This window comes from Collinsella aerofaciens (assembly GCF_005844325.1).
Classification (GTDB): domain Bacteria; phylum Actinomycetota; class Coriobacteriia; order Coriobacteriales; family Coriobacteriaceae; genus Collinsella; species Collinsella aerofaciens_G.
Genome location: NZ_SPFY01000001.1, coordinates 64,636 through 91,163, shown reverse-complemented (window position 1 = coordinate 91,163; position 26,528 = coordinate 64,636). Strand labels below are relative to the sequence as shown.

Below are 26,528 nucleotides of genomic sequence, written 5' to 3'. Positions count from 1 at the left end.
ATGAAGCTCACATTGAATGAGCCGCAAATCACATTCAGCGAGTTGGAGGTAATTTTATGATGTCACGGATGAACAGGAGATACTGCTAAGGCCGCTCGCGGTCATGTAAAAAAGCATAAGCACCGATTAGCCGTCCACTTCAAAAAGCACGCGGCTATCCCCCAGACGAGCTGCACTCACGAAAGCGAGTTGCAGCTCTCTTTTTATGCGGTTTGGTTCATCCGTGATTTAGCCCCTCCCGGTACAGTATTCGTTACTCATGTTTTCACTCGCACGCAAGGCGCTCGTTCAGGTCATCATGCCTGTTCGAGCGCCTTTTTACGTTTTCCTGTCGGCTGTCGTTCTCCGCCGGTGTTGGTCTGGTTCACCACCCACCCAACACCGAAACGGAGGACATATTATGTTTAACAGAAAGAGCAGCTATGCGCTGAACAAGAAAGACCCCAACGCTATCGTTTACATGGATGCCAACGAAGCCATCATCCGCCTGACCCGCGAGGACTTTGCCAGCGAGGAAGAATTTCTGAAATGGAAGTCCCTGTCGGATGCAGACTATCATGCTTCCGAGAAAGAGGATCATGTCTACGCTAATCATACCCTTGCACTGGACGAGCTTTCCGAGGAAGCAGCATCTATTCCCGCTGCGGATATCTGCATGGAGCAGGCGCATGACCGGGTGGCGGAAATCCGCCGTAGCACCCAAAAGGTTACGCAAATCAGGAAGCACCTGACGGACACTCAGTTCCGCAGGATGTGGATGTATTTCGTGGATGGAATGACGATTGACGAGATTGGAAAAGTCGAAGGCGTGTCGCATCAGGCTATTTCTCTCAACATTACAGCAGCAATCAGAAAAATCAAAAAATATTTCTGAGGTTTTTCAAAAACACCTTGCAAAAGTGGCCCAAAATCGGCGATAGGTGAAGGGACATTCTCCACGAAGCCTTTCGTTGAACGTTGAAAACTGAATAGACCATGATGCAGGCACAAAACCCGCGTGATAGCGGCATAAGGTGCGCCGCCACGACGATGGCTTCAAGGAGGTGATTCCGGAAAAGCCATCCGAGCGATCTACGCAGCCTTAGACCCGATTCGGCAAATCGGGCGCGATGACAGCGCGGCGGATAATGAAACTTGCTCACGCCCTCCCACAGACTTGAGGGGGAACCCTGCGGTATGCGCCAGCTCTTTGAGGCAGCGGTATCGTGGAGTTATGACAGCCCTGCCAAGGGCGGCCTGCATCATGCCCACTATCCGGGGCGCGTGGCAAATAGGATGGATCTTCTCAAATGGACAAGCAGAGCGGCTGCGCCGGTATTCGCCATTATGTTATGTGGCTCCAATTCTACCCGCGCAGCCGCCTCTCAAAGTCAGATACCATGCGCTGACGGCCTTTCCGTCAGCGCATTCATGTGACCTTGAGGAAACCCACCAAACCGAGAAAGGAGATCGCCATGATGCAGCCGACGCCAAACGAAACCCAAATCCACACGGATGAACTGGTGGACATCCGGGAAGTATCCGTAGACAAAAATCTTCCCAAGGAAGAACGCATTGTCGCCTTTATCCGCCAGATCAAAAATCCTTACCGCTTCCGCTGCGGCGATTTTGTGGTAAACGCCTGCTTTGCCGGGAACGGCGTTACGTTGGAGGAATGTCTGCAAGGCATTTTGCGCTGAGCGACATCCTCGCTTTTTTCCGCAGAGAGTGCTATGATCGGTGTGGAAAAGGATGAAAACCTAATAGCCAGATAACCACTCTTTTCATGCGGGAGCAGTCCGGGAGAAAGGAGTGCTTTTTCATGCCTAAATACAAAGCTACCGCTTACATCCGCCTGTCCTACACCGACGATCATTCCAGCGAAAGCGACAGCGTTTCCAATCAGCGCAAGCTCATTGAAAACTTTGTAGAGCGTAACCCGGATATTGAGGTCGTTTCCGAAAAGATCGACGATGGATACAGCGGCATCATCTTTGACCGCCCCGCGTTCAAGGAAATGATGCAGGATGTCACCGATGGCAACATCAACTGCGTCATTGTAAAAGACCTCTCCCGCTTAGGGCGCGAGTACATCGAAACAGGCCGGTATCTGCGCCGGGTATTCCCGGCCTACGGGGTGCGTTTCATCGCTATCACCGACAGCATCGACACCGCCCACGACAGCGGCGATGATCTGACCGTATCGGTCAAGAACATTATGAATGAAGCCTACTGCCGGGACATTTCCATCAAGACCCGTTCTTCTCTGGACGTGAAGCGGCGCAATGGCGATTTCGTCGGCGCGTTCCCGGTGTACGGCTACATGAAAGCCGAGGACAACAAGAATTTGCTCGTCCCTGACCCCTACGCTGCCTGCGTTGTCTGCGACATTTTCCGTATGCGGCTGGAGGGCGCAAGCGCCTCCAAGATCGCATCTGAGCTGAACCGGCTGGGTATTCTCTCCCCGCTGGCGTACAAGAAGAACAACGGTCTGCCCTACGCGAAAAAGGGCTACGCGGACAAAGCCGACTGCAAGTGGTCAGCAACCACCATCATCCGCATCTTGCAGGACGAAACCTATACCGGAACGCTGGTGCAGGGCAAACAGGGTACGCCGCATTACAAGATCAAGCAGATGGAGCAGCGCCCCGCCTCCGAGTGGGTGCGCGTCCCGGATGCCCATAAAGCGCTGATTGCCCGTCAGGATTTTGAGCTGGTGCAGCGCATTAAGGGACTGGATACCCGGACTTCTCCCAACGAGGATACGGTTTACCTGTTCTCCGGTATTCTGATCTGCGGGTGCTGCGGAAGCCGCATGACCCGCAAGACCAACCGTGCGAACGGCAAGGAGTACCACTACTATTATTGTCCAACCGGCAAGAAAAAGGGCTGCGCCCATCCGGTCATGCTGAAAGAAAGCAGCCTGATCGACTGTGTGCGGGACAGCCTGAAAGCCTATATCGGCAATATTGCTTCTCTGGAGGCGCTGCTGACCGGCATTGACCAGACCAGCATCAATCAGGCGCTTGCCAAGGAATACAGCGACCACATCACCGACAACGAGCGCCGGTTGGAGCAGGTGCTGGAGTTCAAGGCACGGCTTTATGAGAGCCTTGTGGGGGGTATGCTTACCAAGGAAGAATACGCTTCCTATAAGGCAAAGTACACCAAGCAGGCCGAGGACATCCGAGAAAGCGTCCGCGTTCTCAAGGAAAAACTCACGGAGGTGCTGGAAAACCGGAGTGAGCGCAACCGCTGGATTTCACAGTTTACGCAGTTCTCCACGCTGGAAACCTTAGACCGCAGGGCGCTCATTCACATGGTACAGAGCATCCGCGTCCGTGGGAAGAAGGAGCTGGATATTACCTTTACCCATGAGGACGAATACAAAAAGGCGTTGCAGCTTCTGGCGCTGGCAGCGCAGCAGAAAGATTACGAACAGAGAAAGGTGGGCTGAGCATGGCAAGGAAAAGCAGAAAAGAAACGGCTGCGGTGGCCGTGCAGGAGGCTGACGCCGCTTGCCGCGCCGCGATCTATGTCCGCCTTTCGGTGGAGGATACCCACACGCACAGCGTATCCATTGAAACCCAGCAGATGATTATTGCCCGCTATCTGGAGCAGTACCCGGAGATCAGCGTGTACGATACCTACATTGACAACGGCGCGACCGGGACAAACTTCCACCGTCCGGGCTTTCAGCAGATGCTCTCAGATATTGAGGCTGGTCACGTCAACTGCGTCATTGTGAAAGACCTCTCCCGTTTGGGGCGGAACACCATCGACACCGGCTACTACATTGAGCAGTATTTCCGCATCCGCAACATCCGCTTTATTGCGGTCAATGAAAACTTCGATACCGTCGCCCCGGAGGACGCCCATTCCGGTATCATCATTCCGCTGCGGAACATGATAAACGAAGCCTACGCTTTGGACATTGGGCGAAAGATCAGAGCGCAGCAGCGGCAGGCCATGAAGGACGGCAAGTTCATCGGGGCGCGTACTCCCTACGGCTATCTGAAAGCCGAGGACGATTGCCACCAGCTTATCATCGACCCTGTTGCCGCCGTTGTGGTGCAGCGGATGTTCCGCTGGGCTTCCGAGGGCGCTGGCCTCAATACCATCGCCGTGCGGCTGAATGAAGCGGGCGTTCTCACTCCCAGCCACTATAAGAAGATGCAGGGCAAGATCACCCACGAAAATTTGCTCGGCAGCGGCAAGTGGCAAACCCGAACAGTCGGCGTTATTCTCCGCTCCGAGGTCTACACCGGAGATCTCGTTCAGGGGCAGACCAAAACCGTGGATCACCGGCAGGTCAAGGCCGATGCCGAGGAATGGACGGTGGTACGGGACACCCACGAGGCCATCATCAGCCGGGAACAGTTCGCGGCGGTGCAGGAAATACTCAATCAGACCGCCAGCCGCGCCAAGGCACGGGAGGTCAAAGCCTACACGCCGAATCTTCTCAAAGGCAAGGTGTTCTGCGCCCATTGCGGCGGCAGCCTGCACCGGCAGAGAAACATCCGCAAGAAGTCCGACGATGTGTACTTCTACCATTGTCTGAGCCAGAGCCGAATCAGCAAGGATGCCTGCCCCGGCGTGACCATCCGCGAGGATGCGTTGCTGGATATGTTGGCAGATATGCTTCAGGACTCGCTTGATACGGCGCTGGGGCAATACACCCTCTCTCTTGCGGAGCTGCCCCGGCAGGCCGCTGACCGCGCTGAGCTGCGGGAGAAGATCACCAGCCGCAAACAGGAAATCCAGCGGCTTCGCAGTATCGTGCGGAGTTTATATGAAAACCTCGTCCAAGGCGTTCTCACCAAGGATGAATACTTTGACTACAAGGAGAAGTACGAAAGCCGCATTGCCGACCTCGCCGTGGAAATGGAACAGTTGGAGGACGGCCTGCGAACGATGGATGCTCAAGCAGAGCAGCACCGGGTGCTGGAACAGGATGCCGCACAAATCAAGACCGACCGGGCGCTGACCGGCGCACTCATCGAGCGGCTGATCGACCGCATCGAGGTGTCCCATGATAAGCAAATCACGGTGCGCTATCGTTTCCAGAGCGAGTTTGAAACCTATGCGGAGGTGCTGGAACAATGCAGAAATATGTGATTGCTCTCTATATCCGCCTCTCCATTGAGGACTACAAGTATGACAGTCTGAGTATCGAAAACCAGAGTCTTGTCCTCCACGAATATGCGGCCTCCATGCCGGAAGCCCTGAACGCGGAGATCATGGAGTTCATCGACAACGGGTACAGCGGCACGAATTTTGAGCGTCCGCAGGTACAGAAGCTCATTGAGCTGGTGCGGGCCAATCAAATCGACTGCATCATCGTCAAGGATTTTTCCCGCTTCGGGCGAAACAGCATTGAAACCGGCTACTTTATCGAGCGCGTGTTCCCGCTGTTCCATACCCGCTTCATTTCCATCAGCGACGATTTTGACAGCAGCAAATTCAAGGGTGACACCGGCGGCATGGACGTAGCATTCAAGTATCTCATCAGCGAATATTACAGCCGCGATATGTCCATCAAGACCAAGAGCGCCAAGTACGCCAAGATGCAGCGCGGCGAGTATCAGAGCAAAATCTGTCCCTATGGCTACCGCAAAAGCGCCGATGGCAGAATGGAGCCTGACCCGGAGGCCGCTGCCGTTGTGCAGCTCATCTTCCAGCTTGCCGCCGAGGGCATCAACGCCACCGCCATCACGCGAGAGCTGTTCCGCAGAAACATCCCCACCCCCGGCCAGTACAAAGCGGCGCGAGGCAATCACACACACGATATTTCCCGCTGTCACGGGATTTGGAGTACATCCACCATTCTCCGCATTTTGGAGGACGAACGCTACACCGGCGTGTATGTGATTGGCAAGCGGGCAGTTCTCGAAGTAGGCGGCAACAGAAGCCGCCTGAAGGACAGAGAATCATGGTACATCATCCCCGACCATCACCCGGCCATCATTGAGAAAGCCGTGTTTGATACCGCGCAGGCCAGTCAGCTCCGCTTTTCACAGCCCAACAAAAAGAAGCGGGACTACCCGCTGAAGGGCAAAGCCTTCTGCGGCTGCTGCGGCCATGCACTGTCCCGCACCATGCAGAAAACCTCGTATTATTACTGCCGCCATTCCGAAGCAGACGAAGAAAGCCGCTGCCACAAGATGCGCCTGAACGCCGCAGAGCTGGAGCAGGCGGTATTCCTGACGCTGAAAAAGCAGATGGAAGCCGCCGCGCCACTTGCCCCTGACGGTACGCTCCGGGTGGATGCTTCCGTACCGGAACGCACCGAATATGAGCAGCAGATCGAGGCACTGCAAGACGGTAAGCGCGCCTTGTATGAACGCTATCTCATGGGCGAGATTGACCTGAACACCTACAAGGCGGAAAAGACTGCGTGTGACGAGCTGCTTTTGAAAACGAAAAACGCCTATGCCGCAGTATTGGCACAGGCGAAGCAGAAACGGGACGAACAGGCACGGCAGGACAGCCGCATGGAAGCGTCCAAGGCAATTTTCGATGCGGACACGCTGACCACCGAGCTGGCCGAGCTGCTGATCGACAGGGTGCTGGTGTACCCCGACAAGCGCATTGAGATCGCATACAAAATCCAGGACATTTTTGATTGAGGTGGCAGTCATGAAAATTGCTTTCTATTGCAGAGTGGACGGACAGGGCTTTGGCTTTGTCCTCCCCGATGAAGCTGACAAGCTCCGCGAGTTTTTCGCCGAGCATCAGGATAAGCCTGCGCTTGAAAATCCATCAAGCGCAAGCTAAAAATTTTTGTCGTGTGCTTGACATACGGGTGGCGCAGGCCGTGGAACGTGATCAGCTCGTCGTTGGTGCCCATGAGGCCGTTGGTCTCCGAGAACGTCTTGAACGCCCTGCGGATGTAACTGGTGGTGGCGAAGGAGCCGTCCGGCCGCGACACGACGTAGCTGTCCGCGAGGTCGCGCAGGCCGAGGGCCGATGCCTCCCGGAGCCTCTGCGAATCGATCTCGTGGATCTCTTTCAGGAAGGGGAGCAGGCCCACCGGATCGACGGGGATCGTCCTCAAGTCGTGGTTCTTGGTGTCCTTGATGAAGGAGCCCCTGTCCTTGACGTAGGCCACCGAGTGCCTGACCGTGATGAGCCCCGACTCGAAGTCGACGTCACACCAGCGCAGGCCGCAGACCTCGCCGATGCGCATCCCGGTGTGCAGGGCGAGCACGACCGCCCGCCTGAAGGTCGAGTCCGGCATCATCGAGGTCACCGAGTTGAGCTTCGGCACGAGGTCGGAGCGCAGCGCGTTCCTGGGCCTGGCAATGACCCTGGGCGCGAGGGCGCCGTCGAACGGGTTCCTCCCGATCGTGTCGTTGCTGCGCTTCAGCAGGACGGCGTAGAGCCGCTTGCCGAGCTTGAATGACTTGTTGAGCGTGTCCGGCGCCGTGCCCAGGGCGATCCTGCGCCTCGACCACGCGTTGACGTCGTCGGTCGTCACCTCGTTCACGGGGACCAGACCCAGCTCGTCTCGCTCGATGTGCAGGGCGCTGTAGTGGTAGTCGTCGCGGGTCGTCGGGGTGATCCTGTTCATCTCCAGGCAGAAGTCGATGAACTTCTCGAGCGCCTCGGAAAGCGGCAGCGCGGCGTAGTCATCCCGCTGTTCGGCGGGAAGCCCGGCGCCGATAGCGGCCCTCGCCTCCTCGGCCTCGGCGAGTTCCAGCTCGACCTCCGACCTGAATTCCGCGAGGACGCGCATCGCCGCCGCCTTTCCCCGCGCGCTCTGCTTCAGACAGGGCACGCGGGTGTTCCTGGTCCTCTGGACCTTCTTCCCGGTCATCTCGTCGGCCACCGTCACGACAGCCTGCCATTTGCCCTTGTTCTTCCTCACGCCGCCGGCTCCGCATACGCGTAAGGTTTTATTGCTGCATTTCTCGTTCTGCATGTCTGCTCCTAAATCCGCAGTTGATTAGAAACAGGCGGGCCCACCTGCGGGAACCCGGAGAGGCGACGATTCGGGGCTCCTACCCCCGTTGATTAAATCATCGGCTGCACCGCGCTCCTCGAAGCCGAAAATATGCTATCTGGACAGACCGCGCTGAGCTGGTAAAATATGCAAATGCGGAAATGCGCTACTTGCGCTATCTGCGCGTGTTTTAACAAAATAAGCACAGGTCAGGGTCATTCTGACCTCGCTGGGGGTCAAGGGGTCGCTGGTTCGAATCCAGTCGTCCCGACCAGAAGTTTGCAGGTCAGGCACCTAGTGCCTGACCTTTTTTGTTTTAATCACCATGATTATTTTGCTTAAAGCAACAACGTTCCCGCTCGATGTAATCACCGAATCAAAACGTGTACATCAGCCACCAAAATCGACATTTTTCGACATGTTTGGAGGCTGATGTACACGAATGCGAAATCCCCGCCGCCTAAAAGCGCCCTCCACATGTCTGGACTCTCTATGCTTACGCTGGATAGACATCGCCGGAACGGGTATAGTATCGAAAGTTTTGTCGTTAACCAGCGGGGGAGTCCTGTGGGCATCAAAAAGAAGATCAAAAAGGAGCTTATCGGCACTTCCGATTACCCGTCGAATAAGATCTTTACGATCTCCAATTTCATCACCTTTACGCGCCTGATCCTCACCCTGGTATTTCTGTACCTGTTTGTGACGGACAACAACCGCGTCATCGCCATCGTTATCTACGCCGTTGCCGCCTCCACCGACTGGATGGACGGTCAGATCGCTCGCATGACTAAGACGGTCTCATGGCTCGGCAAGGTCATGGATCCCATTTGCGACCGTGCGCTGCTGTTCACCGGCGTCTTGGGGCTGGTGGTCCGCGGAGAGCTGCCCATCTGGGTCTGCGTGCTCATTATTGGCCGCGACATCTATCTGGGCATCGGCACGCTTATCGTGCGCCATTATCACCGTCGCCCCATCGATGTTGTCTTCCCCGGAAAGATTGCCACAGCGCTGCTCATGACCGGCTTCTCGCTCATGCTGCTCGGGTTCCCCGTTATTGACGGCCTGCATCTTTTACCTTCAGCCCTTACGGCCTTCCCGGGCCTCAACGGAAGCTCGATGCCCCTCGGCATCTTCTTTGTGTACGGCGGCGTGATCTTCTCCATGCTCACCGCTGTCATCTACTCCATTAAGGGCGGAGCGGCCATTAAACAGGCTCTCACGCATCCCGAGGACGAGGACATCGACTTTCTGAACCCTGAAATCGAAGACTGATTCGTTGGGGTATGATTACGTACGGTTCATTATTTGCGGCACGTCCGCGATAAGTTAGGGGTTGTCATGGACAACATGGTTAACAATATGCCTCAGAATGATAAGACTGCTGACGCTACCTGCGTATTCCGCGTGCCTTCAAGCGACGTCACCGTTCCCGACCTCATGGCCAACGTGCGCATCACCGCCCCCGTTCTGTCCATCGTCAAGGGTCCGCAGACTGGTGCCGCTTTTGAGCTCGAGGATGACGTGACCACCATTGGCCGCGATCCCGCGAACGGCATCTTCCTCAATGACATGACCGTTTCGCGCAGCCACGCGCGCATTATTCGCGAGGGCCTCGGCGCTCGCATCGAGGACTTGGGCTCGCTCAATGGCACCTGGGTCGACGGTGCCATCGTCAATGCAGCCCCGCTGCACGACGGTTCTTCCGTCCAGATCGGTACGTTTACGCTCATCTACCACGAGAGCACGCCGGAGCGCATCGAAACCGGTGAGTAGGGCATGGCCGAACGCAACTATCTGAGTATCGGCCAAGTCGTCAACCTACTTCGAGGCGCATACCCCGATCTTTCGAACTCAAAAATTAGATTTCTAGAGGATGAGGGGCTCATTACCCCTCATCGTACGCCTAAGGGATACCGTCAGTACTCCAAGGAGGACGTTGATCGCCTGGAGGTCATTCTGCACCTGCAGAAGACCCGCTATATGCCACTCAACGTGATTAAGCAGCGCTTGGAAAACGCCACGGACCTGTCAACGCTCGCTTACGAGGTGGGCTTGCTGTCCGATGTTCCGCTCAAGACGGAGCCCAAGGAGACTAAGCAAAAGCTGCATCCTATCGAGACCATTCCCGATATGCTGGGCGTCGAGATTTCGTTTATCCGCTCGCTCGCCGAGAACGACCTCATTCGCATCATCAAGAGTCCGCAAAATCGTGAGCTCGTCGATGGTCGCGATTTCCCGATCATCCGCTACTGCTCCGAGCTGTCACGCTTCCATATCGAGCCGCGCAACCTGCGTCAGTACGTGTCTTCCGCCAACCGCGAGTCCTCGATGTTTGAGCAGGTGCTCGTGAGCATGCTCGGCATGGACACCTCCGATGACGAGCGCGACGCCAAGCTCGAGCGTGCGTTTAAGAAGCTTCACGACCTGACGGAGGGCGTGCACACCGCGCTGCTCAAGAACCGCGTTTTTGAGTCGCTCAACGCCGTGGTCGAGGACGCCGACATCGATGCACTCGATGAGGAAATCACTCGCTCCGAGTCAACCAAGGCCAAAAACGAAGAGATAGGCGCGCCGGCTTCGCACGAGGATTCCCTCGTAAAGCCGCTCAAGGTCGTCACCCCTTCGCAATCCGGCACCGCCACCGCGGGCAAATAACAGCTGCCGCTTATCCGGCAACCCATTGAAAGGTCATGCAATGTACGACTTCGAATCTCAAATCGTCGACATCCCCGACTATCCCGAGCCCGGAGTCATCTTTAAAGACATCACGCCGCTCTTTGGCAATCCCGAGGCGCTCAAAGCCATGACCGATGCCCTCGCCGAGCACTTTGCCGGCATGGGAATCACCAAGGTCGTGGGTCCCGAGGCTCGCGGCTTTATGGTTGGCGTACCGGTGGCTGTAGCCCTTGGCGCCGGCTTTGTTCCCGCACGTAAACCTGGCAAGCTACCGCGCGAGACCGTAAGTCAGAGCTACGAGCTCGAGTACGGCACCGATTCAATTGAGATCCATGCCGACGCTATCAGCTCTAAAGATACCGTGTTGATTCTGGACGACTTGGTCGCGACGGGCGGAACCGTCGAGGCAACAGGTAAACTGGTGCGAGATATGGGCGCAAAGCTTGTCGGTTACGGTTGTATCCTTGAGCTTGCGTTTCTCAACCCGCGCGAGAAGCTCACACCGTCTAATGACGATGTGGAGCTCTTTAGCCTGGTGACGGTGGACTAGCCGTTACCCTTAGTTACTGGAAAGGAAGCTACATGCGCACAGCAAACACGCACAAAAACATGGCACGCTGCGCTGCTACGGCAACCCTCGCTTGTGTTTTGGGCTTGGGCCTCGCGGCTCCTGCCTACGCCGATACCGCATCCGACCTTGCCGCTGCTCGTACGAAGCTCGAGCAGATCGGTACCCAAACTCAGCAGATTTACGATGAGCTCGCCACGCAGACGCAGGCGCTCGATCAGACTGCTGGCGAGATCACGCAAAAGCAGCAGGAGATCGCCGATGGTCAGGCCAAGCTCTCGACCTATGTCGCCGGCGAGTACAAAACCGGCGGTCTGAGCCTGCTTCAGGTTCTGACGGGCGTCGATGACCTGAGCGATATGCTCAACCGTCTGTTCTACTACGGCAAAGTTTCCGATAAGCAGGCTCAGACCATTCAAGAGGTCAAGGAGCTCAAACAGCAGCTCACCGATAAGCAGGCCGAGCAGGAAAAGAACGTCGCCACCACGCAAAAGAAGGTCGACGAGCTTAACGCCCAGCAGGCTGAAGCACAGAACGTCGTAAACTCTCTGGATTCACAGCTGCAGGCTGAGCTTGCCGCTGAGGCCGAGGCCAACGCCGCGCTGCAGGCCGGCATCAACGCCAGTACCGCCGAGAAGGCCACGGTGAGCAACGAGACTGCCGGTGCGACCGAGAACACCAACAACGGTGGCCAGACCAGCAATAACAACAACCAGGGCGGCAACACTCCGGCTCCTACGCCGGCACCTGCTCCGACACCGCAGCCCTCCACGCCTGCCCCGGCTCCGACGCCTTCTGCTCCGAGCCAGTCCGTCGATGGCGGTTCTGTTGTCTCGCGTGCATACAGCAAGCTTGGTTGCGCCTATTCCTGGGGCGGAATTGGCCCGAACAGTTTCGACTGCTCTGGTTTTGTTAGCTATTGCCTCACTGGTCGCTATTGCCGCCTGGGCACCACGGGCACCTTTATGGGCTGGACGCGTGTGTCCGATCCGCAGCCCGGTGACGTTGTGGTCAACTCGTACCACACCGGCATTTACATCGGTGGTGGTCAGATGATTCATGCTTCCGACTACAACACGGGTGTTATCATCAGCTCCGTTGCCGCCGGCATGAACAACAACTACATTTTCGTGCGCTACTAAGTATTCAGATAAAGCAAACGGATATGGACCTCGTGGCTTTGAGTCATGGGGTCCATTCTTTTGCCTTTAGTGCAGTCCGCTATCTAGTTTTGAATACTAGATAGCGGCCCAATCGGTCTGCAAGATGGCTATAATTGAATGGGAACGATTAGAAAGGACCCTCTATGAGCTGGGCACTTATCTCCGATTCAAGCTGCAACCTCCGCGATTGGCAACCGATCGCACCCCATACCACCTTTGCATTTGCTCCCCTCAAAATTCGAGTGGGGGAGCGTGAATTCGTCGATGACCTTTCGCTCGATGTTCATGAGCTCAACTGCGCTGTTCAGGCGGAGACGAATGCCTCTTCGAGCGCTTGTCCCAGCGTGGGGGAGTGGGCCGAGCTCTTCAAATTGGCAGACAAGACCATCTGCATGCCGATCTCTGAGGGCGTGTCGGGCAGCTACAACGCGGCAGCCACGGCTCGCGATATGGTTCTTGCCGAGGAGCCCGACCGACAGATTCATCTAGTCAATTCACGCGCAGCTGGCGGCAAAATGGACCTCATTTTCTTGCTGTTCGACCGCTATCTTGCAAGCAATCCGAATGTCTCATTCGAGGATGCTTGCGCATACTTCGATAGCCTTGAACAGAACAGCAAAATCCTCTTCAGTTTGTGCAATTACGAAAACCTCGCCAAAGCCGGACGTATCCCTAAGGCAGCCGGCGTCATTGCCAACAAGCTCAATATCCGCATTTTGGGCACGGCGAGTGAGGCCGGTAAAATCGAACTCGTCGGGCACACGCGTGGCGAAAAGAAGATGCTCAACAAGATCATCGACACTATGGAAGCCGAGGGCTTTACGGGCGGTGAGGTCATCATCGATCACGTTGAGAACGAAGCTGGAGCCCAGGCGCTTACTGATCGCATAGTCGAACATTGGCCCTGCTCCAAGACCATCATCATGCCCTGCAACGGCCTGGATTCCTATTACGCCGAGATGCACGGCCTGATCATCGGCTACGGCATGGGCGTAGCTTCGGGCAAATAAAGTCCAACCAAGCAAAAAAACGGGCGGGACAAAGCGACAGATGGCTCTTTGTCCCGCCCGTTTTATACGTCGGCTAGCTATTAAACCCGTTGAACTTGAGATAGCTCATCAAGTAAGCCTTCGAAACAAAGGATGAAACCGCGCTGCGCACAAGCAGCGACTCACGCGTTACCTGATGCGCCGTATCGGGAACCGGCGTCTGCTCGACGGAAAACGCCGAACGAATCGATGCCTCGAGCTGATCGACCACATAATCAAAGGCCGTCGGGGCATCGTAGCTCAAACGCTGAATGTTAAAGAGTGCCTGCACCGCAGCAATAGGTAGCACCTGCTTAAAGATGCAGATAGCGATCAGGCGGGCAATCTGCTCGCGGCCATATTGCTTTTTGACCGGAGCAGGCACCAGGCCGACCTTCACGTAGTTATTGATCATCGATGGCGTAATGACAGGCTGCTCAACGCAAATGGACAGCGGCTCCATCCACAGCGCAACATACTCAATAACCTGGTCGCGGTAGAGCGTCACATTGGGCAACTGGTTATAGCGCGGCAGACTCAACGTATTAAGTTTGCGCACGATATCGGACTGAATAAATGCATCGGGCAGCACAGTGGGCTGAATATCCTCAGGCTTAATGCTGACCGATGTATCGGACATCGGGATAACGCGTTTGGCGTGGTTCATAAGGATCCTCCGTTCATTAGCTATATTGTATTCTAGGTTATCTAGTTTTTCATACCATATAGCCGGCAAGTAAAAGTGGTTGGACAGCACATTGATGCACCGTCCAACCACTTTGTTTTAAAGATAGCAACCTTACATAAGATATATTATCGTACTTATCCACGGAGAAACGCGTATACGCTCGTTGCCGCTATGGCTCCATCAGAAACGGCAGTCACAACCTGGCGTAAACGCTTGGAACGGATGTCGCCAGCGGCAAATAGACCTGGCGTGCGGGTCGCCATGGAATCATCAGTAACAATACCGCCGTCCGGCGCCAGATCGACTAGATGCTCAACGAGCTCGGAATGGGGCTGCGTTCCGGTAAAGACAAAGATACCAAACGAGCCAGGGACAAATGACTCGGTGTGAGTTTCCCCGGATGCATTGTCCTTAAAGGTAATCGTCGTTGGCATGGCTTCGCCCGAGAGCTCGACAATACTAGTTTGGTACCTAACTGAAATATTATCTTTTGCAAGAACTTTTTGAACCACACCATCGGGGGCACGGAACTGATCGCGGCGCAAAACGATGGTCACGCTGCTGGCGATTTCTGACAAGAACAGAGCTTCCTCGCAGGCAGCATTGCCGCCGCCGATGACAAAAACCTGCTTGCCGCGAAAGAACATGCCGTCGCACGTCGCGCAATACGAAACGCCGCGACCGCGATACGCATCCTCGCCAACAAAACCAGCAGATCGCGGCGTGGCACCCATGCAAGCGATAACGCTCGAGGCCGACGTATCGCCCAAATCGTGATGCACCGTAAACAGCGCTGCATCGGCATCGTAATCGATACCCGTAACCATGCTCCATGTAACCTGTGCTCCCAGGCCCTCTGCATGCTGCTGAAAACGCTCACCGAGTTCGGCGCCACTCAAGAGCGGAATGCCCGGATAGTTCTCGACTTCATTGGTCGTGGCGATCTGCCCTCCCGACATGCCCTGTTCAATCACGGTCGTCGTTAGGTTGGAGCGCGCCGCATAAATGGCCGCAGCATAGCCCGCAGGGCCGCCACCGATAATCGCAACATCGATCGGCTGATGGGTAGTCATGAAGAGACCTCCTGTCGAAAGATTGGCGTTCTTTGCGCTCATACCCAAATTTACGTGAACATGACACTCATGCACTACAATGATAAATCGCGTAACAAAGCTGAAGGGGAGTTATCGATGGATCAAACGCAGATGAGCAATAGCGCTCCCCTGCCCATGCAAGCCACTCCCCAACCGGAGCAAATGACCGTTTCACCTGCACAAAAACCCCTAGTAACCATTGTGCACGCATCGGTTGGATCGGGCCACAAAGCCGCCGCCAACGCGATTGCACAAGCATTTGAACTTATCCGCGGCACCAAGGGAATCCCTGAGGATATTGAAATTGAAGTGCTCGATATCCTTGATTTTGGACGTATTAAATTCGACGGCAATAAGACCGCGGCTTCTTTTACGGGAGCCACACGCCCCATTTACGACCTGACCTGGCGATATACGCTTACGGGACATCTTCTCTGGGGTGGCGGCACGGCATGGTCGCGTATTATGTTCCCCGCCTTCAACGAATATATTCGTCGCCGCAGGCCTATAGCCGTGGTCGCAACGCACATCACAGCAGCCAATGTTGCCGTGGGCGCCCGCGTAATTACGGGTATCGATTACCCGGTCATCTGTGTGCCGACCGATTACGAAGTCGAAGGCTTTTGGCCCCACAAGGACACCGACCTATTCTGTGTAGCCAACGAGTTTATGGCCGAAACGCTGCGCCCGCGCAAGGTTCCCGAGTCAAAGATCCGCATAACGGGCATCCCCATCCGAGCCGGTTTCGATTCAGATTACAAACGCGAAGATGAGCTCAGCAAGTTCAATCTCCCCATAGACAAAACCGTCGTATTGGTGATGGCCGGTGCCAGTTTACCCCAACCATACGTGCGTTTCCGCGCCGCGATGGACCACACGCTCCCCTTCTTACGCAGCTTTGAGGACATGCACTTTGTCTTTTTACCGGGCAAGGATAAAGAATACGCCACCCGACTCAAGACGCTCTTCGACGCCATGAAGCTCGAAAACGTCACGGTTCTAGACTACGTGGACGACATGGCGGCCCTCATGCACGGCTGCGACCTGGCAATTCTCAAATCGGGCGGACTCACCGTCACCGAGTGCCTGTGCGCGCATCTGCCGATGATCCTGCTGGGCAAGTCCTATGGCCAGGAAAAGGCAAACACCACGATGCTCACCGGCATGGGCGCCAGCATGCATGTCACCACCGCACGAGAACTCATCGTGACGTTGCGCCATCTCCACGATCATCCGGAGTCGCTCAAGGCACTGCTCATCAATGGCGAAGTCCTGCGCCGTCCACACGCAGCCGAGGACATCGCCATCGCCACCATGGAGCTTGCAGGTAAGCCCCAAAAACGTAAACGAGCCTTCTGCCGCTTCTACTGGGGAGGAAAGCCCGCGCATATCCGCTAGTCGAATGTCCGCCGCTCTGCCGGAGCCGCCCTTATATCATTCCATGCTCAAACATTCTCGCTTCGCTGCGAAACTGCGCGTGGAACGATATAAGGGCGGCTCCGGCAGAGCGGCTGCGTTTACTTACTAGCAGCTACTTCGGTATCCCCTCCATTAGAACCTGCAAAGGTAAAACAGGAAAATATAAATACAGTAAGCCGATGCGACAAAGGGACAGCCCCTTTGTCGCATCGGCTTACTAGAAAAGTAAATATTGTTTCAAGCGAGTAGCCGCCCGCCCGGGGCTTACCTATATCGTTCCACGCGCAGTTTCGCAGCGAGCGAAGCGACGCGAGAATGTTTGAGCATGGAATGATATAGGTAAGCCCCGGGCGGGAGGGATACGAGCGCCCCTAGGCGACGCCGCTGGAGCCGAAGCCTCCGTTGCCTCGGTCGGTTTCGTCTAGTTCTTCTACTTCTATGAGGTTGACCGTGGGGACTTCTTGGATGACGAGTTGGGCTATGCGGTCGCCTTTGTTGATTTGGATGTTGTTGGAGGGATCCAGGTTGATGAGGATAACCTTGAGTTCTCCTCGGTAGTGGGCGTCGATGAGGCCCGGCGTATTGACTATAGACAGGCCCTGCTTGATGGCCAAACCGCTTCGGGGCTGGACGAAGCCGGCGTAGCCATCGGGCAGGGCGATGGCCAGCCCAGTAGAGACCAGACGGCGTTCGAAGGGCTTCAGAATGCAGTCCTCGTTGGAGCGCAAATCCAAGCCGGCATCGGTGGGATGGGCGTATTTGGGAAGCTCGACGGTGGGGTCGAGACGCTTTATGTTGACGGTAATGTTGGACATGGAATCACCTTAGCTTGTCGAGCTCTTGCAGAAACTCATCGACGTCTTTGAAATCGCGGTAGACCGAGGCAAAGCGGATGTACGCCACCTTGTCGATCTTGGCCAAGCGCTTGAGTACCATGTCACCCAACTCATGGGACGTAACGGCCGTCAGCGTGCGAGAGCGCAGCTCGACCTCGATGTCATCGATAATCTCATTGAGCTTCTTAGTGTCGATATCGCGCTTGATAGTGGCGCGCATCAAGCCGACGAGCAGCTTATTGCGATCGAACCGCTGCTTGGTTCCGTCCGACTTAATGACCTCGATTGGGTCTTCGCATCGTTCGAACGTTGTAAAGCGATAGTTACACGAGCAACATTCGCGGCGACGCTTAATGGTGTTATTTGACTCCTGCATACGGGAATCAACGACGCGGGTATGTGCCTTGCCGCATTTGGGACAGCGCATGGTACCTCCTCTTAAACGATAACAAGGGTACCATGCGCAGCGCGATAATGATTACGAACGAGCAGGAACCTTAAGATGCGCACCGGCGGCGAGCGAACCATGCTCCAGATGATTGACGTTACGGATCATGTCGGAAGTCTCTTGCGTGGAAAGGCCTTCGATTGGATATTCCTCGGCAAGCGACCAAAGAGAATCACCAGACTGAACGCGAATGGTCTCATAGGTAACGTTGGAAACGGACTCGGCATACGCGGCGTGACGAGCGCTAAAGACCGACGTAGCGAGGACAAAGAAGAGCGTAAGCGCAACGGCAACGGCGACAATCGTCGGAACCTTCAGGGCAACGCGGCCCGGCGCGGCTACAGCCTGCTGATTGCGAGCAGGCTTTACGGTCAAAGGCTGAAAGCCGGAGCAGCCACCCTGAACAACCGTAAAAGTGTATTCTGCAGACGTCTCGAGCTTAAGGGCGAGGTTTCCCTGGACCATATTCGTTGCGTTCATCATGTTCTCCTCTCGCGTGTTTTGCTGAGAACAGTTTTATCAAGCCGCGCGGACAAAAATGTCTAGCGCGAGAACGAATGTTCGGTTATTATTATCTTCGAACAGTTGTTCCTGTCAAGCAAAATTCGAACATTTGTTTGACATGGGTAGAGAGGATGCCCTGATGGCTCGCAAAATTACCAAGCGTCAGCAGCAAATTTACGACTTCATCAAGGAATATCAGCAGGAGAAGGGTTATCCGCCCAGCGTGCGCGAGATGGCTTCTGCCGTGGGCCTTTCCTCCCCCAGCACCGTGCACGCCCATCTATCTGCCCTGGAGGCGCGCGGGCTACTCAAGCGCGATGCCACCAAACCGCGCGCTCTGGAACTCTTTAACGAGGACGGTTCCTCTGTCTCAATTTCTAAATCTGACGAGACCACCGCACCTCGCGGAACGGTCTCACTACCGCTCGTTGGTCGCGTCGCGGCTGGGATTCCCATTCTGGCCGAGCAGAATATCGAAGACACATTTACTATCCCGACCGAAATCGCCACTGATCAGGGTTCCTTTATCCTTGAGGTGCATGGGAGCTCAATGATCAATGTCGGTATCTTCAATGGCGATTACATCATCGTCCGTGAACAAAAGAGTGCCATGAACGGCGAAATTGTCGTGGCTATGATTGATGGTTCAGCGACCGTCAAGACGTTCTACAAGGAGCAGGGACGCGTACGCCTGCAGCCTGAGAATGACACCATGGAGCCTATCTATGCAACGAATCCCGTTATCTTGGGCAAAGTCGTCGGCTTGATGCGCCGGTTCTCGTAATGCAAAAACGCATCACCATCTTTGATACCGTCCGCGGGCTTACGATGATTTCAATGGCAGGTTTTCACGCTTGCTACGATCTTGCCTACCTGTACGACTGGGATATGCCCTGGTTTACCCAGACTGTCTTTCAAGACATCTGGCGCGCCAGCATCAGCTGGGTATTTTTGTTTATCGCGGGTTGGATGTGCACCCTTTCGCGCAACAATATCAAACGTGCCGCCAAATACGCCTTAGCAGCACTCGTCGTCTGGTTGGCAACAACACTTGTCTCAGTTGACGATTCTGTTAATTTTGGCATCATCTACTGCATGGCCGCATGTACCGGCATCGTGGCGTTGACCGATCCCGTCCTTAAGAAGATATCGGCGAGATGGGGCATGTCCCTATGCCTTGTGTTGTTCGCCCTCACCTGGAGTATCCCCAAAACGATCTATCCTGTCCCCTACCTGGCGTGGCTGGGATTTCCGAGCACTGGGTTTGTTTCAGGTGATTACTACCCCATCATCCCGTTTTTCTTTATGTATCTTGCAGGATACTTCGCCGCACACATAGCGCAGGGAATCGATAAGACCGTCCCAAGCTGGGCCTACGCCAATCCCATCCCGGCGCTCGCCAGCCTTGGACGTCACGCACTCCCCTTTTATCTACTGCATCAGCCCACTATTCTGGGCTTTTTGGAGCTCGTCTACTCGGTGCGATAACGCTTGAGCCGCGGCGCGATGCGAGCCGGCAGCTTCGCAACAATACGAACGCCGCCCTCAAGATATTCCTCGTGCAAAAGGGTTCCCTGTTCATGCACCAGCGTGATGAGGGCGCCCTCGCGATACGGGATATCAGCGGAGAGCAACACATCGGTGGCAGCCGCCTCACGAGCAATACGGTCGACGAGATCGTCGAGTCCCTCGCCCGTCTGGGCCGAGAACAGCACGGCCTCGGGATAGCGACGACGGAAACTCAATCGATCAACGCTATCGAGAAGATCGATTTTATTGAACACCGTAAGCGTCAAACGCTCGCCGGCACCGATCTCGTCAAGAACGCGATCGACTGCCTCGAGCTGGCGCTCGTAGTCCTCGTCAGAGGCATCCACAACTTTAAGGATCAGATCGGCACCAAGAACCTCAGACAGCGTGGACTTAAAGGCATCAACGAGACCATGCGGTAGCTTTTGAATAAAGCCAACGGTATCGGTAATCGTCATGCCGCGACCGCCGGGCAGGCGATACGAACGCGTCGTCGGGTCGAGCGTAGCAAACAGCTTGTCCTGCGAAAGTACCGTAGAGCCGGTCAGGCGATTAAGCAACGTCGATTTACCGGCATTGGTATAACCGGCTAACGCGACTCGAAACGCCGGTGACTCAATGCGGCTCTTGGACTGGACATCGCGACGCTGTTCAACCTGCTTGAGCTCACGACGAAGCGCAGCGATCTTATTACGAATGAGGCGACGGTCGACCTCGAGCTGACTTTCGCCCTGACCAAAGCGTGAACCGATGCCGCCGCGCGTCTGCTCCTTGGCAAGATGGCTCCACATACCGCGCAGACGAGGCAACAGATATTGAAGCTGCGCCAGCTGTACCTGTAGGCGTCCCTCACGCGTCTGAGCATGCAGGCCAAAGATATCCAGGATCAGTGCTGTACGATCGATAATCTTTACCGGCTCGCCCACGGCTTTCTCCAAATAGGATTGCTGCGAGGGCGATAAATCGTCGTCGAAGATAACAACATCGACATCCATACGATGCACGAGCCCGCAAAGCTCCTCAACCTTACCGGAACCGATAAACGATTTTGGATACGGCTTAACCAGACGCTGTGACAAACGCGCCACGCACTGGGCGCCAGCCGTATGGGCCAGGCGCTCAAGCTCGTCAAGCGAACGATCGAGCGGCCATGCATTGTCGCGCCACTCAACACCAACTAAAATGGCACGCTCGGGCTCGGGTGCCGTGGGAACAAGGGGGAAACGGGCCATTAGGCAGCCTCAATACGATGCAGGATGTCCTCAACGACCTCATCGATCGTAAACTCGTCCATATCAAACCACACGATACGGTCATCGCGCTTAAACCACGAAAGCTGACGTTTGGCATAGCGACGCGAACGCATCTTGATGAGTTCGCGAGCCTCATCCATAGAAATCACGCCATTGAAAGCATCAATGATCTCTTTATAGCCAATTGCCTGCATCGAAGTCAGGGCATCTCCCAGCCCCTGGTCCATAAGACCGCGAACCTCATCAACAAGACCCTGTTCAAACATCAGATCGACACGCAGGTTAATGCGCTCGTAGAGCACCTCGCGATTACGCGTCAGACCAAACCATAGAGCATGATAATGCTCGCGCGGAACACTAAACTGACTTTTTTGCTGTGCATAGGAGATACCATCATCATGCATCTCGAGCGCACGAATCACACGGCGCACGTTATGGGGATGAATAACAGCAGCCGATTCTGGGTCGCGCTCGGCAAGCAGGGCATGCAGTTCTTCCTCGCCAATACGCTCGGCAAGCTCCTGATAGCCCACACGGCGATCGTCCTCAAGTTCACCCGAGGGAAAGTCCATCTCATCGAGGGCGGCCTTGAGATATAGCCCCGTACCTCCGCAAAAAACCGGCAGACAACCCGAACCAATGAGACGTTCAACATGCGCGCGAGCGTCAGCCTGATAAAGCGCAGCAGAATATGCCACACCCGGCTCCACAATGTCGACGAGACGCAGCGGCGCCGTACACTCATCGGGCGTCATCTTTGCGGTACCGATGTCCATGCCACGATAGATTTGCATCGCATCGCACGACAGCACTTCGGACGAAAGACGAGCGGCCAAACGGTCGGCAACATCACTCTTACCAACCGCCGTCGGACCGACGATCGCAACGGCGGAAAGACCTGCCCCGGAAGAAACCATTAGCGCGGCTCGCCCACAACGGAGCCGGACAAATACCAGGTCTTGGCAACGTCAACGTCAACATCAACGATCTTGCCAACAAGCTGATCGATGCTGTAACCCTCGGGGATAGGCGCATGCACGGTCTGATTCTTGGGACTCTTGCCCAGCAGGACCGCGTCGTTCTTTTTACTCGTTCCCTCAATGAGCGCCGGAACCACAGTATGAAGTTCACCCTGGTTATACTCATGTGCCGTGGTCTCGATAACCTTAACCAGGCGGTTGAAACGCCCGAGAATAACCTCATGCGGCGTAGGATCGTCAATCTCTGCGGCCGGGGTACCGGCGCGCTTGGAATAGATGAAGGTATAGGCCTGGGCATAGCGGACCGTCTCGGCAAGTGAAAGCGTCTGCTCAAAGTCTTCTTCAGTCTCGCCCGGGAAGCCAACGATAATGTCAGTCGAGAGCGCGATATCGGGCATGCGGTTGCGAATGCGATCGACCAGGCCCAGATAGTCCTCGCGTGTATAACGGCGATTCATCTCTTTGAGGATCCGCGTCGAACCTGACTGGACGGCCAGGTGCAGCTGCGGCATAACAGCAGGCGTCTCGGCCATGGCGTCGATGGTCTCGGGCAGCAGATCCTTGGGATGCGAAGACGTAAAGAAGATGCGCTCCACACCCGTATCGCCCACGGCACGCAGCAAATCGGCAAAACGCGGCTTGCCAAACAGATCGCGACCATATGAGTTAACGTTTTGGCCCAGCAGCGTAATCTCACGCACGCCCTGGCGCACCAAACCGGTCACCTCGTCGACAATCTCCTCGAAGGAGCGGCTCTTTTCGCGACCGCGCACGTACGGAACGATGCAATAGGTACAGAAATTATTGCAGCCCGTCATGATGGGCACCCAAGCGTGATACTGGGTCTCGCGATGCCACGGCATGCTCATGGCATCCGTATCCTCATGCTCATTGGTGCGGATATGATGCTTGCCATCAAGGAACGCCTCGGCAATGAGCTCTGCCACATGTGCGATGGAATGCGTACCAAAGATGACATTGACGTTATCGACGTTGGTGAGCAGGCCCTCGCCATCGCGCTGCGCGATGCAACCACCAACGGCAACCACACGCTTGCCCGAAGGCGAAGGCGGCAGGCTTTTACAGGAATTGCACTGGCCGTACAGGCGAGAATCGGCGGCCTCACGCACACAGCATGTCATGAAGACAACGATATCGGCATGCTCGGGATCGAGCGCCATGAGACAGCCATACGAATCAAGCAGACCGCTCACGCGCTCGGAATCGTGCTGATTCATCTGGCAGCCAAAGGTGCGGATAAAGTAGGTTTTACCGGCAAGAATATCGCGTACGGAACGCTGGTCCATGTGCATAAGTCCTAACGATGGAAGGGAGGCGAATCGAGGCAAGCAGAAGCTATGCCACAGGCTTAACATCATCCATGACGACGTTATCCATAGCAGCCCGATTGATCTGGTGAACGTAGATAGAAAGGCGGATAGCCGTGCGCGACTCCCCGTTAATGAGGATGTCGGAGAACACGGGCGCACAGGAAATATCAAAACCGGTTGGAATCAAAAAACCGCGCGCGATAGCAACGGCCTTAATGGCCTGGTTGACAGCACCGGCACCGACACACTGGATGTTGACGGGCACACCATCCTTGACCATGCCGGCGATGGCGCCGGCAACGGACGCGGGCGATGATTTGCTTGATACCTTCAGGCAATCCATGAAGAAACTCCTGCGTTTAAAAGTACGTTTTAACTGCAATAACTGTATCGTACCGAGTGGACTCGGTAAAGGCACTATTCCTCTTTGGCAAGATCGAATGTCACGGTGATTCGATCACGCGAAACGCGAATCTTTGGGTCGCCGCAAAGGTTGAGATAGTACCGGGCGGCAAGGTCATTAAAGTCGCGCTCCACAGCACGCGAAAACTGTGCCATGTCATCCTTGGCAATACGTAGCCCACGACGATCCTTCGCGAGATCGACAGGAGCCGGCGCATGCGAGGATGAGTCACGCTCGCGCAGCAGACGCGCAGTCACACCGCGAACGGGCTTAATCTGCCCTGCCAAAATGCGATGGGCCGTGCGCTCGGACATTTCAAGACCCAAACCCGAACAAATACGGATAAAGTCCTCGGCATCAGAGGCAAGGCCTAGACGATCAACAACCGGAAGCTCGCTCTCGTCATCAATGAACAGGAGACGCGACGTATCGAGCCGACTTGACGCCTGAGCATAAAGGGTCGCGGCAATCTCAGACGGAGAACCAAGATAGACATCGCAACCACGCAACTCCTCGAGCGCAAACTCACAAGCAGCGCGAATAATATTATGCGGGCCCCGAGCACAGACATAACGTCCGTCCTCATCCTTGACGGCCTGGGGCCAGCTGGACTGATCGGCACGCTCACTGAGGCGGTCGGCCGCAACGCTCACCTTAAAGGCTGAACCAAGATCGACACCGGACGTGACCACACGGGCCTCGTCGGTGTTCTGCTTGATCGAAAACAATGCCATGCCACGACCGTGAACGCCCCAACGGTCCATCTTCATGCTCTCGAGCTTGGAGGTAACACGGGCATCGAAGATTCGCTCTTGCATATCTTGCGGAACGCCCGAACCGTTATCCAGAAAGACAAGCGTGCGGACGCCATCTTCCTTGGTCGTAGCGAGATAGACTTTGTCGGCGCCAGCATCGCGAGCATTACGGAGCATTTCAATGACGATATCCTCGACATGCTGAATGTCGTGCTTTGCCTGGCGCCTCTCGGCCTCCGAAACGCGGAGGCGGACATAACCCTCGCCAAGGTTCTCCTCGACGCGAAGGTTGCCCTCCCCCGACATCGACGCGATAAATGAGATGAGCTCGTTCGCGTCGCTCATGTTATTTAGCGATATCGACAGCGCGGCTCTCGCGAATCACGACGACGCGCACCTGACCGGGATACTCCATCTCTTCCTCGATCTGATGGGCGATATCGTGAGCCAGGACCGTGGACTGGGCATCGGAGATCTTGTCCGGCTGAACCATGACGTGGACCTCGCGACCAGCCTGCATGGCATAGGTACGCTCGACGCCATCATGGGAGTTGGCGATCTCCTCGAGCTTCTCAAGACGCTTGATGTAGTTCTCGGCAGACTCGCGACGGGCACCGGGGCGAGAGGCAGAGACAGCATCGGCGGCCTGTACCAGGACATCGAGCACCGTGTTGGGGTCGACGTCGGCATGGTGAGCCTCGATAGCGTGGACGATAACGGGCTTCTCGCCATAACGGCGGGCAAGCTCGGCGCCGATGACGGCATGCGGGCCCTCGACGTCATGGTCGATTGCCTTGCCCAGGTCGTGCAGCAGGCCGGCGCGCTTGGCGGTCACAACGTCCAGGCCAAGCTCGGAAGCCATCACGCCGCACAGGTCAGAGACTTCGAGGGAGTGCTGAAGCACGTTCTGACCAAACGAGGTACGGTAGCGCAGGGCACCAAGGGTCTTGACGATCTCGGGATGCAGGTCGTGGATGCCGGTATCGAAGGCAGCCTGCTCGCCAGCCTCGCGCACGCGCTGCTGAACCAGGTCGGCAGCCTTGTGATACATCTCCTCGATGCGGGCGGGGTGAATGCGGCCGTCGGCGATGAGGTTCTCGAGGGCAACACGGGCGGTCTCACGACGGACCGGGTCGAAGCTCGAAAGAACGACAGTCTCGGGCGTGTCGTCGATCACGAGGTTGACGCCGGAAACCTGCTCGAAGGTCCGGATGTTGCGACCCTCGCGACCGATGATACGGCCCTTGAGGTCATCAGAGGGAATGTGCACGGAGGTAACGGTGACCTCGGCTGTGTGGTCGGCAGCGCAGCGCTGAATCGCCAGGGACAGAATCTCCTGGGCGGTCTTGTGGCACTCGGCGCGAACCTGCTGCTCGGACTCGCGAATGATCGTGGCAGCCTCGTGGGTGACCTCGCCGCGAACCTTATCGAGGAGCTCCTTGTGGGCGTCCTCGCGGGTAAGGTCGGCAATACGCTCGAGCTCGGAGGTCTGCTTTGCGCAGAGCTCCTCGAGCTCACGGGAGCGCTTCTCGACCTGACCGGCCTGGCTGGACAGCTGATGCTCGCGCTTGTCGAGAGCGTCGTTGCGGCGATCGAGGGATTCCTCGCGCTGCATCACGCGGTTCTCGAGCGTACGAATCTCGTTCTTACGCTGCTTGTCCTCGGCCTCGACCGCCTGCTTGTTCTTGATGATTTCCTCTTTAGCCTCGAGCAGAGCCTCTTTTTTGAGGGTCTCGGCCTGACGCTTAGCATCACCGATCAGGGACTCAGCCTGTGCGTGTGCCGACTGAATCTTTTCGTCGGCCTCGTGAAGACTACCCTGCTTGGCGGTGCGCATGAAGGCAATGGCGGCGATGGCACCCAAAACGATGCCAACGAGCGCTGCGATGATAGGCATGCTCACTCCTTTTTATGGATTCGTTACACAA

At 55.9% G+C, this 26,528-nt stretch carries 26 protein-coding genes; 14 read left to right on the top strand and 12 right to left on the bottom strand.

Annotated elements, in window-relative coordinates; genetic code table 11:
* The first annotated feature begins 400 nt into the window (after nucleotides 1–400).
* From FGQ61_RS00425 to FGQ61_RS00405, 5 genes are all read left to right on the top strand, one after another.
* Entirely contained in the window at nucleotides 401–874 is a 474-nt protein-coding gene (locus FGQ61_RS00425) for a sigma-70 family RNA polymerase sigma factor (protein WP_138374207.1), read from the top strand.
* Between the two features lie 580 nt (nucleotides 875–1,454).
* A complete protein-coding gene (locus FGQ61_RS00420; RefSeq protein WP_212745420.1) occupies nucleotides 1,455–1,679 on the top strand; it encodes a DUF6870 family protein in 225 nt (74 codons plus the stop codon).
* A 122-nt stretch (nucleotides 1,680–1,801) separates the two neighbouring features.
* Entirely contained in the window at nucleotides 1,802–3,436 is a 1,635-nt protein-coding gene (locus FGQ61_RS00415; RefSeq protein WP_138374206.1) for a recombinase family protein, read from the top strand.
* Between the two features lie 2 nt (nucleotides 3,437–3,438).
* Nucleotides 3,439–5,097, top strand: a complete 1,659-nt coding sequence (locus FGQ61_RS00410; RefSeq protein ID WP_138374205.1) for a recombinase family protein — start codon at nucleotides 3,439–3,441, stop codon at nucleotides 5,095–5,097.
* A complete protein-coding gene (locus FGQ61_RS00405; protein WP_138374204.1) occupies nucleotides 5,082–6,608 on the top strand; it encodes a recombinase family protein in 1,527 nt (508 codons plus the stop codon). Before FGQ61_RS00410 ends, FGQ61_RS00405 begins: the two co-directional genes overlap by 16 nt.
* 8 nt (nucleotides 6,609–6,616) lie before the next feature.
* On the opposite strand, the gene FGQ61_RS00400 is transcribed toward FGQ61_RS00405, so the two are convergent.
* Nucleotides 6,617–7,903: a tyrosine-type recombinase/integrase gene (locus FGQ61_RS00400; RefSeq protein WP_138374203.1), complete on the bottom strand. Its 1,287-nt coding sequence runs from the start codon at nucleotides 7,901–7,903 to the stop codon at nucleotides 6,617–6,619.
* A gap of 588 nt (nucleotides 7,904–8,491) precedes the next feature.
* Here FGQ61_RS00400 and FGQ61_RS00395 point away from each other — a divergent pair.
* The 6 genes from FGQ61_RS00395 to FGQ61_RS00370 all read left to right on the top strand — a co-directional run bounded on the left by FGQ61_RS00395 (nucleotide 8,492) and on the right by FGQ61_RS00370 (nucleotide 13,341).
* Nucleotides 8,492–9,196 carry a CDP-alcohol phosphatidyltransferase family protein gene (locus FGQ61_RS00395; protein WP_138374202.1) on the top strand — a complete coding sequence of 235 codons (705 nt, stop codon included), beginning with the start codon at nucleotides 8,492–8,494 and terminating at the stop codon, nucleotides 9,194–9,196.
* 66 nt (nucleotides 9,197–9,262) lie between these two features.
* Nucleotides 9,263–9,697, top strand: coding sequence for an FHA domain-containing protein (locus tag FGQ61_RS00390; protein WP_006236002.1), 435 nt, complete (start codon nucleotides 9,263–9,265; stop codon nucleotides 9,695–9,697).
* 3 nt (nucleotides 9,698–9,700) lie between these two features.
* A complete protein-coding gene (ftsR, locus tag FGQ61_RS00385; RefSeq protein ID WP_138112611.1) occupies nucleotides 9,701–10,579 on the top strand; it encodes a transcriptional regulator FtsR in 879 nt (292 codons plus the stop codon).
* Nucleotides 10,580–10,619: 40 nt separating this feature from the next.
* Complete coding sequence (locus FGQ61_RS00380; RefSeq protein ID WP_118227237.1) at nucleotides 10,620–11,150, top strand: adenine phosphoribosyltransferase; 531 nt, start codon at nucleotides 10,620–10,622, stop codon at nucleotides 11,148–11,150.
* A 32-nt stretch (nucleotides 11,151–11,182) separates the two neighbouring features.
* Nucleotides 11,183–12,310 (top strand): coiled-coil domain-containing protein, encoded by a 1,128-nt coding sequence (locus tag FGQ61_RS00375; RefSeq protein ID WP_138374201.1) that lies wholly within the window; start codon nucleotides 11,183–11,185, stop codon nucleotides 12,308–12,310.
* A 164-nt stretch (nucleotides 12,311–12,474) separates the two neighbouring features.
* On the top strand, nucleotides 12,475–13,341 hold the full coding sequence (locus FGQ61_RS00370; RefSeq protein ID WP_138112615.1) for a DegV family protein: 867 nt from the start codon (nucleotides 12,475–12,477) through the stop codon (nucleotides 13,339–13,341).
* Between the two features lie 73 nt (nucleotides 13,342–13,414).
* Here the strand turns inward: FGQ61_RS00370 and FGQ61_RS00365 are convergent, their stop codons facing one another.
* Both FGQ61_RS00365 and FGQ61_RS00360 read right to left on the bottom strand, forming a co-directional pair.
* Nucleotides 13,415–14,026: a DUF1836 domain-containing protein gene (locus tag FGQ61_RS00365; RefSeq protein ID WP_171021459.1), complete on the bottom strand. Its 612-nt coding sequence runs from the start codon at nucleotides 14,024–14,026 to the stop codon at nucleotides 13,415–13,417.
* Nucleotides 14,027–14,181: 155 nt separating this feature from the next.
* On the bottom strand, nucleotides 14,182–15,120 hold the full coding sequence (locus FGQ61_RS00360) for an NAD(P)/FAD-dependent oxidoreductase (RefSeq protein WP_138112617.1): 939 nt from the start codon (nucleotides 15,118–15,120) through the stop codon (nucleotides 14,182–14,184).
* 69 nt (nucleotides 15,121–15,189) lie between these two features.
* On the opposite strand from FGQ61_RS00360, the gene FGQ61_RS00355 reads away from it, so the two are divergent.
* Entirely contained in the window at nucleotides 15,190–16,539 is a 1,350-nt protein-coding gene (locus tag FGQ61_RS00355) for an MGDG synthase family glycosyltransferase (RefSeq protein WP_229025869.1), read from the top strand.
* A 392-nt stretch (nucleotides 16,540–16,931) separates the two neighbouring features.
* Here the strand turns inward: FGQ61_RS00355 and dut are convergent, their stop codons facing one another.
* Genes dut through FGQ61_RS00340 form a run of 3 tightly spaced genes read right to left on the bottom strand, consistent with a single transcriptional unit; the run spans nucleotide 16,932 to nucleotide 18,324 of the window.
* Complete coding sequence (gene dut / locus FGQ61_RS00350) at nucleotides 16,932–17,375, bottom strand: dUTP diphosphatase (RefSeq protein ID WP_138112619.1); 444 nt, start codon at nucleotides 17,373–17,375, stop codon at nucleotides 16,932–16,934.
* A 4-nt stretch (nucleotides 17,376–17,379) separates the two neighbouring features.
* On the bottom strand, nucleotides 17,380–17,823 hold the full coding sequence (gene nrdR, locus FGQ61_RS00345) for a transcriptional regulator NrdR (RefSeq protein ID WP_022093781.1): 444 nt from the start codon (nucleotides 17,821–17,823) through the stop codon (nucleotides 17,380–17,382).
* Nucleotides 17,824–17,874: 51 nt separating this feature from the next.
* Nucleotides 17,875–18,324, bottom strand: coding sequence for a LysM peptidoglycan-binding domain-containing protein (locus FGQ61_RS00340; protein WP_161144708.1), 450 nt, complete (start codon nucleotides 18,322–18,324; stop codon nucleotides 17,875–17,877).
* Nucleotides 18,325–18,487: 163 nt separating this feature from the next.
* Between FGQ61_RS00340 and lexA the strand changes: the two genes are divergently transcribed.
* Together lexA and FGQ61_RS00330 are read left to right on the top strand one after the other, a co-directional pair.
* Nucleotides 18,488–19,132 (top strand): transcriptional repressor LexA, encoded by a 645-nt coding sequence (gene lexA / locus FGQ61_RS00335; protein ID WP_138374200.1) that lies wholly within the window; start codon nucleotides 18,488–18,490, stop codon nucleotides 19,130–19,132.
* Complete coding sequence (locus FGQ61_RS00330) at nucleotides 19,132–19,836, top strand: heparan-alpha-glucosaminide N-acetyltransferase (protein WP_138374199.1); 705 nt, start codon at nucleotides 19,132–19,134, stop codon at nucleotides 19,834–19,836. Before lexA ends, FGQ61_RS00330 begins: the two co-directional genes overlap by 1 nt.
* Here the strand turns inward: FGQ61_RS00330 and hflX are convergent.
* The 6 genes from hflX to rny form a co-directional block, all read right to left on the bottom strand.
* The gene (hflX, locus tag FGQ61_RS00325) at nucleotides 19,821–21,110 is read right to left on the bottom strand and encodes a GTPase HflX (RefSeq protein ID WP_138374198.1); all 1,290 of its coding nucleotides are present in this window, start codon (nucleotides 21,108–21,110) and stop codon (nucleotides 19,821–19,823) included. The two genes, FGQ61_RS00330 and hflX, sit on opposite strands and share 16 nt — an antisense overlap.
* The gene (gene miaA, locus FGQ61_RS00320) at nucleotides 21,110–22,048 is read right to left on the bottom strand and encodes a tRNA (adenosine(37)-N6)-dimethylallyltransferase MiaA (RefSeq protein ID WP_138374197.1); all 939 of its coding nucleotides are present in this window, start codon (nucleotides 22,046–22,048) and stop codon (nucleotides 21,110–21,112) included. The genes hflX and miaA overlap by 1 nt, the downstream gene beginning before the upstream one ends.
* Nucleotides 22,048–23,418 (bottom strand): tRNA (N6-isopentenyl adenosine(37)-C2)-methylthiotransferase MiaB, encoded by a 1,371-nt coding sequence (gene miaB / locus FGQ61_RS00315; RefSeq protein ID WP_138374196.1) that lies wholly within the window; start codon nucleotides 23,416–23,418, stop codon nucleotides 22,048–22,050. Before miaB ends, miaA begins: the two co-directional genes overlap by 1 nt.
* Nucleotides 23,419–23,467: 49 nt before the next feature.
* Nucleotides 23,468–23,785: a stage V sporulation protein S gene (locus FGQ61_RS00310; protein ID WP_006235982.1), complete on the bottom strand. Its 318-nt coding sequence runs from the start codon at nucleotides 23,783–23,785 to the stop codon at nucleotides 23,468–23,470.
* Nucleotides 23,786–23,859: 74 nt separating this feature from the next.
* Complete coding sequence (locus FGQ61_RS00305; protein ID WP_006235981.1) at nucleotides 23,860–24,945, bottom strand: ATP-binding protein; 1,086 nt, start codon at nucleotides 24,943–24,945, stop codon at nucleotides 23,860–23,862.
* 1 nt (nucleotide 24,946) lies between these two features.
* A complete protein-coding gene (gene rny / locus FGQ61_RS00300; protein WP_138374195.1) occupies nucleotides 24,947–26,497 on the bottom strand; it encodes a ribonuclease Y in 1,551 nt (516 codons plus the stop codon).
* Nucleotides 26,498–26,528: the final 31 nt, after the last annotated feature.

Coding starts and splice junctions, on each gene's coding strand:
- FGQ61_RS00425 (WP_138374207.1), top strand. CDS start 401: ATGTTTAACAGAAAGAGCAGCTATGCGCTGAACAAGAAAGACCCCAAC.
- FGQ61_RS00420 (WP_212745420.1), top strand. CDS start 1,455: ATGATGCAGCCGACGCCAAACGAAACCCAAATCCACACGGATGAACTG.
- FGQ61_RS00415 (WP_138374206.1), top strand. CDS start 1,802: ATGCCTAAATACAAAGCTACCGCTTACATCCGCCTGTCCTACACCGAC.
- FGQ61_RS00410 (WP_138374205.1), top strand. CDS start 3,439: ATGGCAAGGAAAAGCAGAAAAGAAACGGCTGCGGTGGCCGTGCAGGAG.
- FGQ61_RS00405 (WP_138374204.1), top strand. CDS start 5,082: ATGCAGAAATATGTGATTGCTCTCTATATCCGCCTCTCCATTGAGGAC.
- FGQ61_RS00400 (WP_138374203.1), bottom strand. CDS start 7,903: ATGCAGAACGAGAAATGCAGCAATAAAACCTTACGCGTATGCGGAGCC.
- FGQ61_RS00390 (WP_006236002.1), top strand. CDS start 9,263: ATGGACAACATGGTTAACAATATGCCTCAGAATGATAAGACTGCTGAC.
- ftsR (WP_138112611.1), top strand. CDS start 9,701: ATGGCCGAACGCAACTATCTGAGTATCGGCCAAGTCGTCAACCTACTT.
- FGQ61_RS00380 (WP_118227237.1), top strand. CDS start 10,620: ATGTACGACTTCGAATCTCAAATCGTCGACATCCCCGACTATCCCGAG.
- FGQ61_RS00375 (WP_138374201.1), top strand. CDS start 11,183: ATGCGCACAGCAAACACGCACAAAAACATGGCACGCTGCGCTGCTACG.
- FGQ61_RS00370 (WP_138112615.1), top strand. CDS start 12,475: ATGAGCTGGGCACTTATCTCCGATTCAAGCTGCAACCTCCGCGATTGG.
- FGQ61_RS00365 (WP_171021459.1), bottom strand. CDS start 14,026: ATGAACCACGCCAAACGCGTTATCCCGATGTCCGATACATCGGTCAGC.
- FGQ61_RS00360 (WP_138112617.1), bottom strand. CDS start 15,120: ATGACTACCCATCAGCCGATCGATGTTGCGATTATCGGTGGCGGCCCT.
- FGQ61_RS00355 (WP_229025869.1), top strand. CDS start 15,190: ATGCACTACAATGATAAATCGCGTAACAAAGCTGAAGGGGAGTTATCG.
- dut (WP_138112619.1), bottom strand. CDS start 17,375: ATGTCCAACATTACCGTCAACATAAAGCGTCTCGACCCCACCGTCGAG.
- nrdR (WP_022093781.1), bottom strand. CDS start 17,823: ATGCGCTGTCCCAAATGCGGCAAGGCACATACCCGCGTCGTTGATTCC.
- FGQ61_RS00340 (WP_161144708.1), bottom strand. CDS start 18,324: ATGAACGCAACGAATATGGTCCAGGGAAACCTCGCCCTTAAGCTCGAG.
- lexA (WP_138374200.1), top strand. CDS start 18,488: ATGGCTCGCAAAATTACCAAGCGTCAGCAGCAAATTTACGACTTCATC.
- FGQ61_RS00330 (WP_138374199.1), top strand. CDS start 19,132: ATGCAAAAACGCATCACCATCTTTGATACCGTCCGCGGGCTTACGATG.
- hflX (WP_138374198.1), bottom strand. CDS start 21,110: ATGGCCCGTTTCCCCCTTGTTCCCACGGCACCCGAGCCCGAGCGTGCC.
- miaA (WP_138374197.1), bottom strand. CDS start 22,048: ATGGTTTCTTCCGGGGCAGGTCTTTCCGCCGTTGCGATCGTCGGTCCG.
- miaB (WP_138374196.1), bottom strand. CDS start 23,418: ATGGACCAGCGTTCCGTACGCGATATTCTTGCCGGTAAAACCTACTTT.
- FGQ61_RS00310 (WP_006235982.1), bottom strand. CDS start 23,785: ATGGATTGCCTGAAGGTATCAAGCAAATCATCGCCCGCGTCCGTTGCC.
- FGQ61_RS00305 (WP_006235981.1), bottom strand. CDS start 24,945: ATGAGCGACGCGAACGAGCTCATCTCATTTATCGCGTCGATGTCGGGG.
- rny (WP_138374195.1), bottom strand. CDS start 26,497: ATGCCTATCATCGCAGCGCTCGTTGGCATCGTTTTGGGTGCCATCGCC.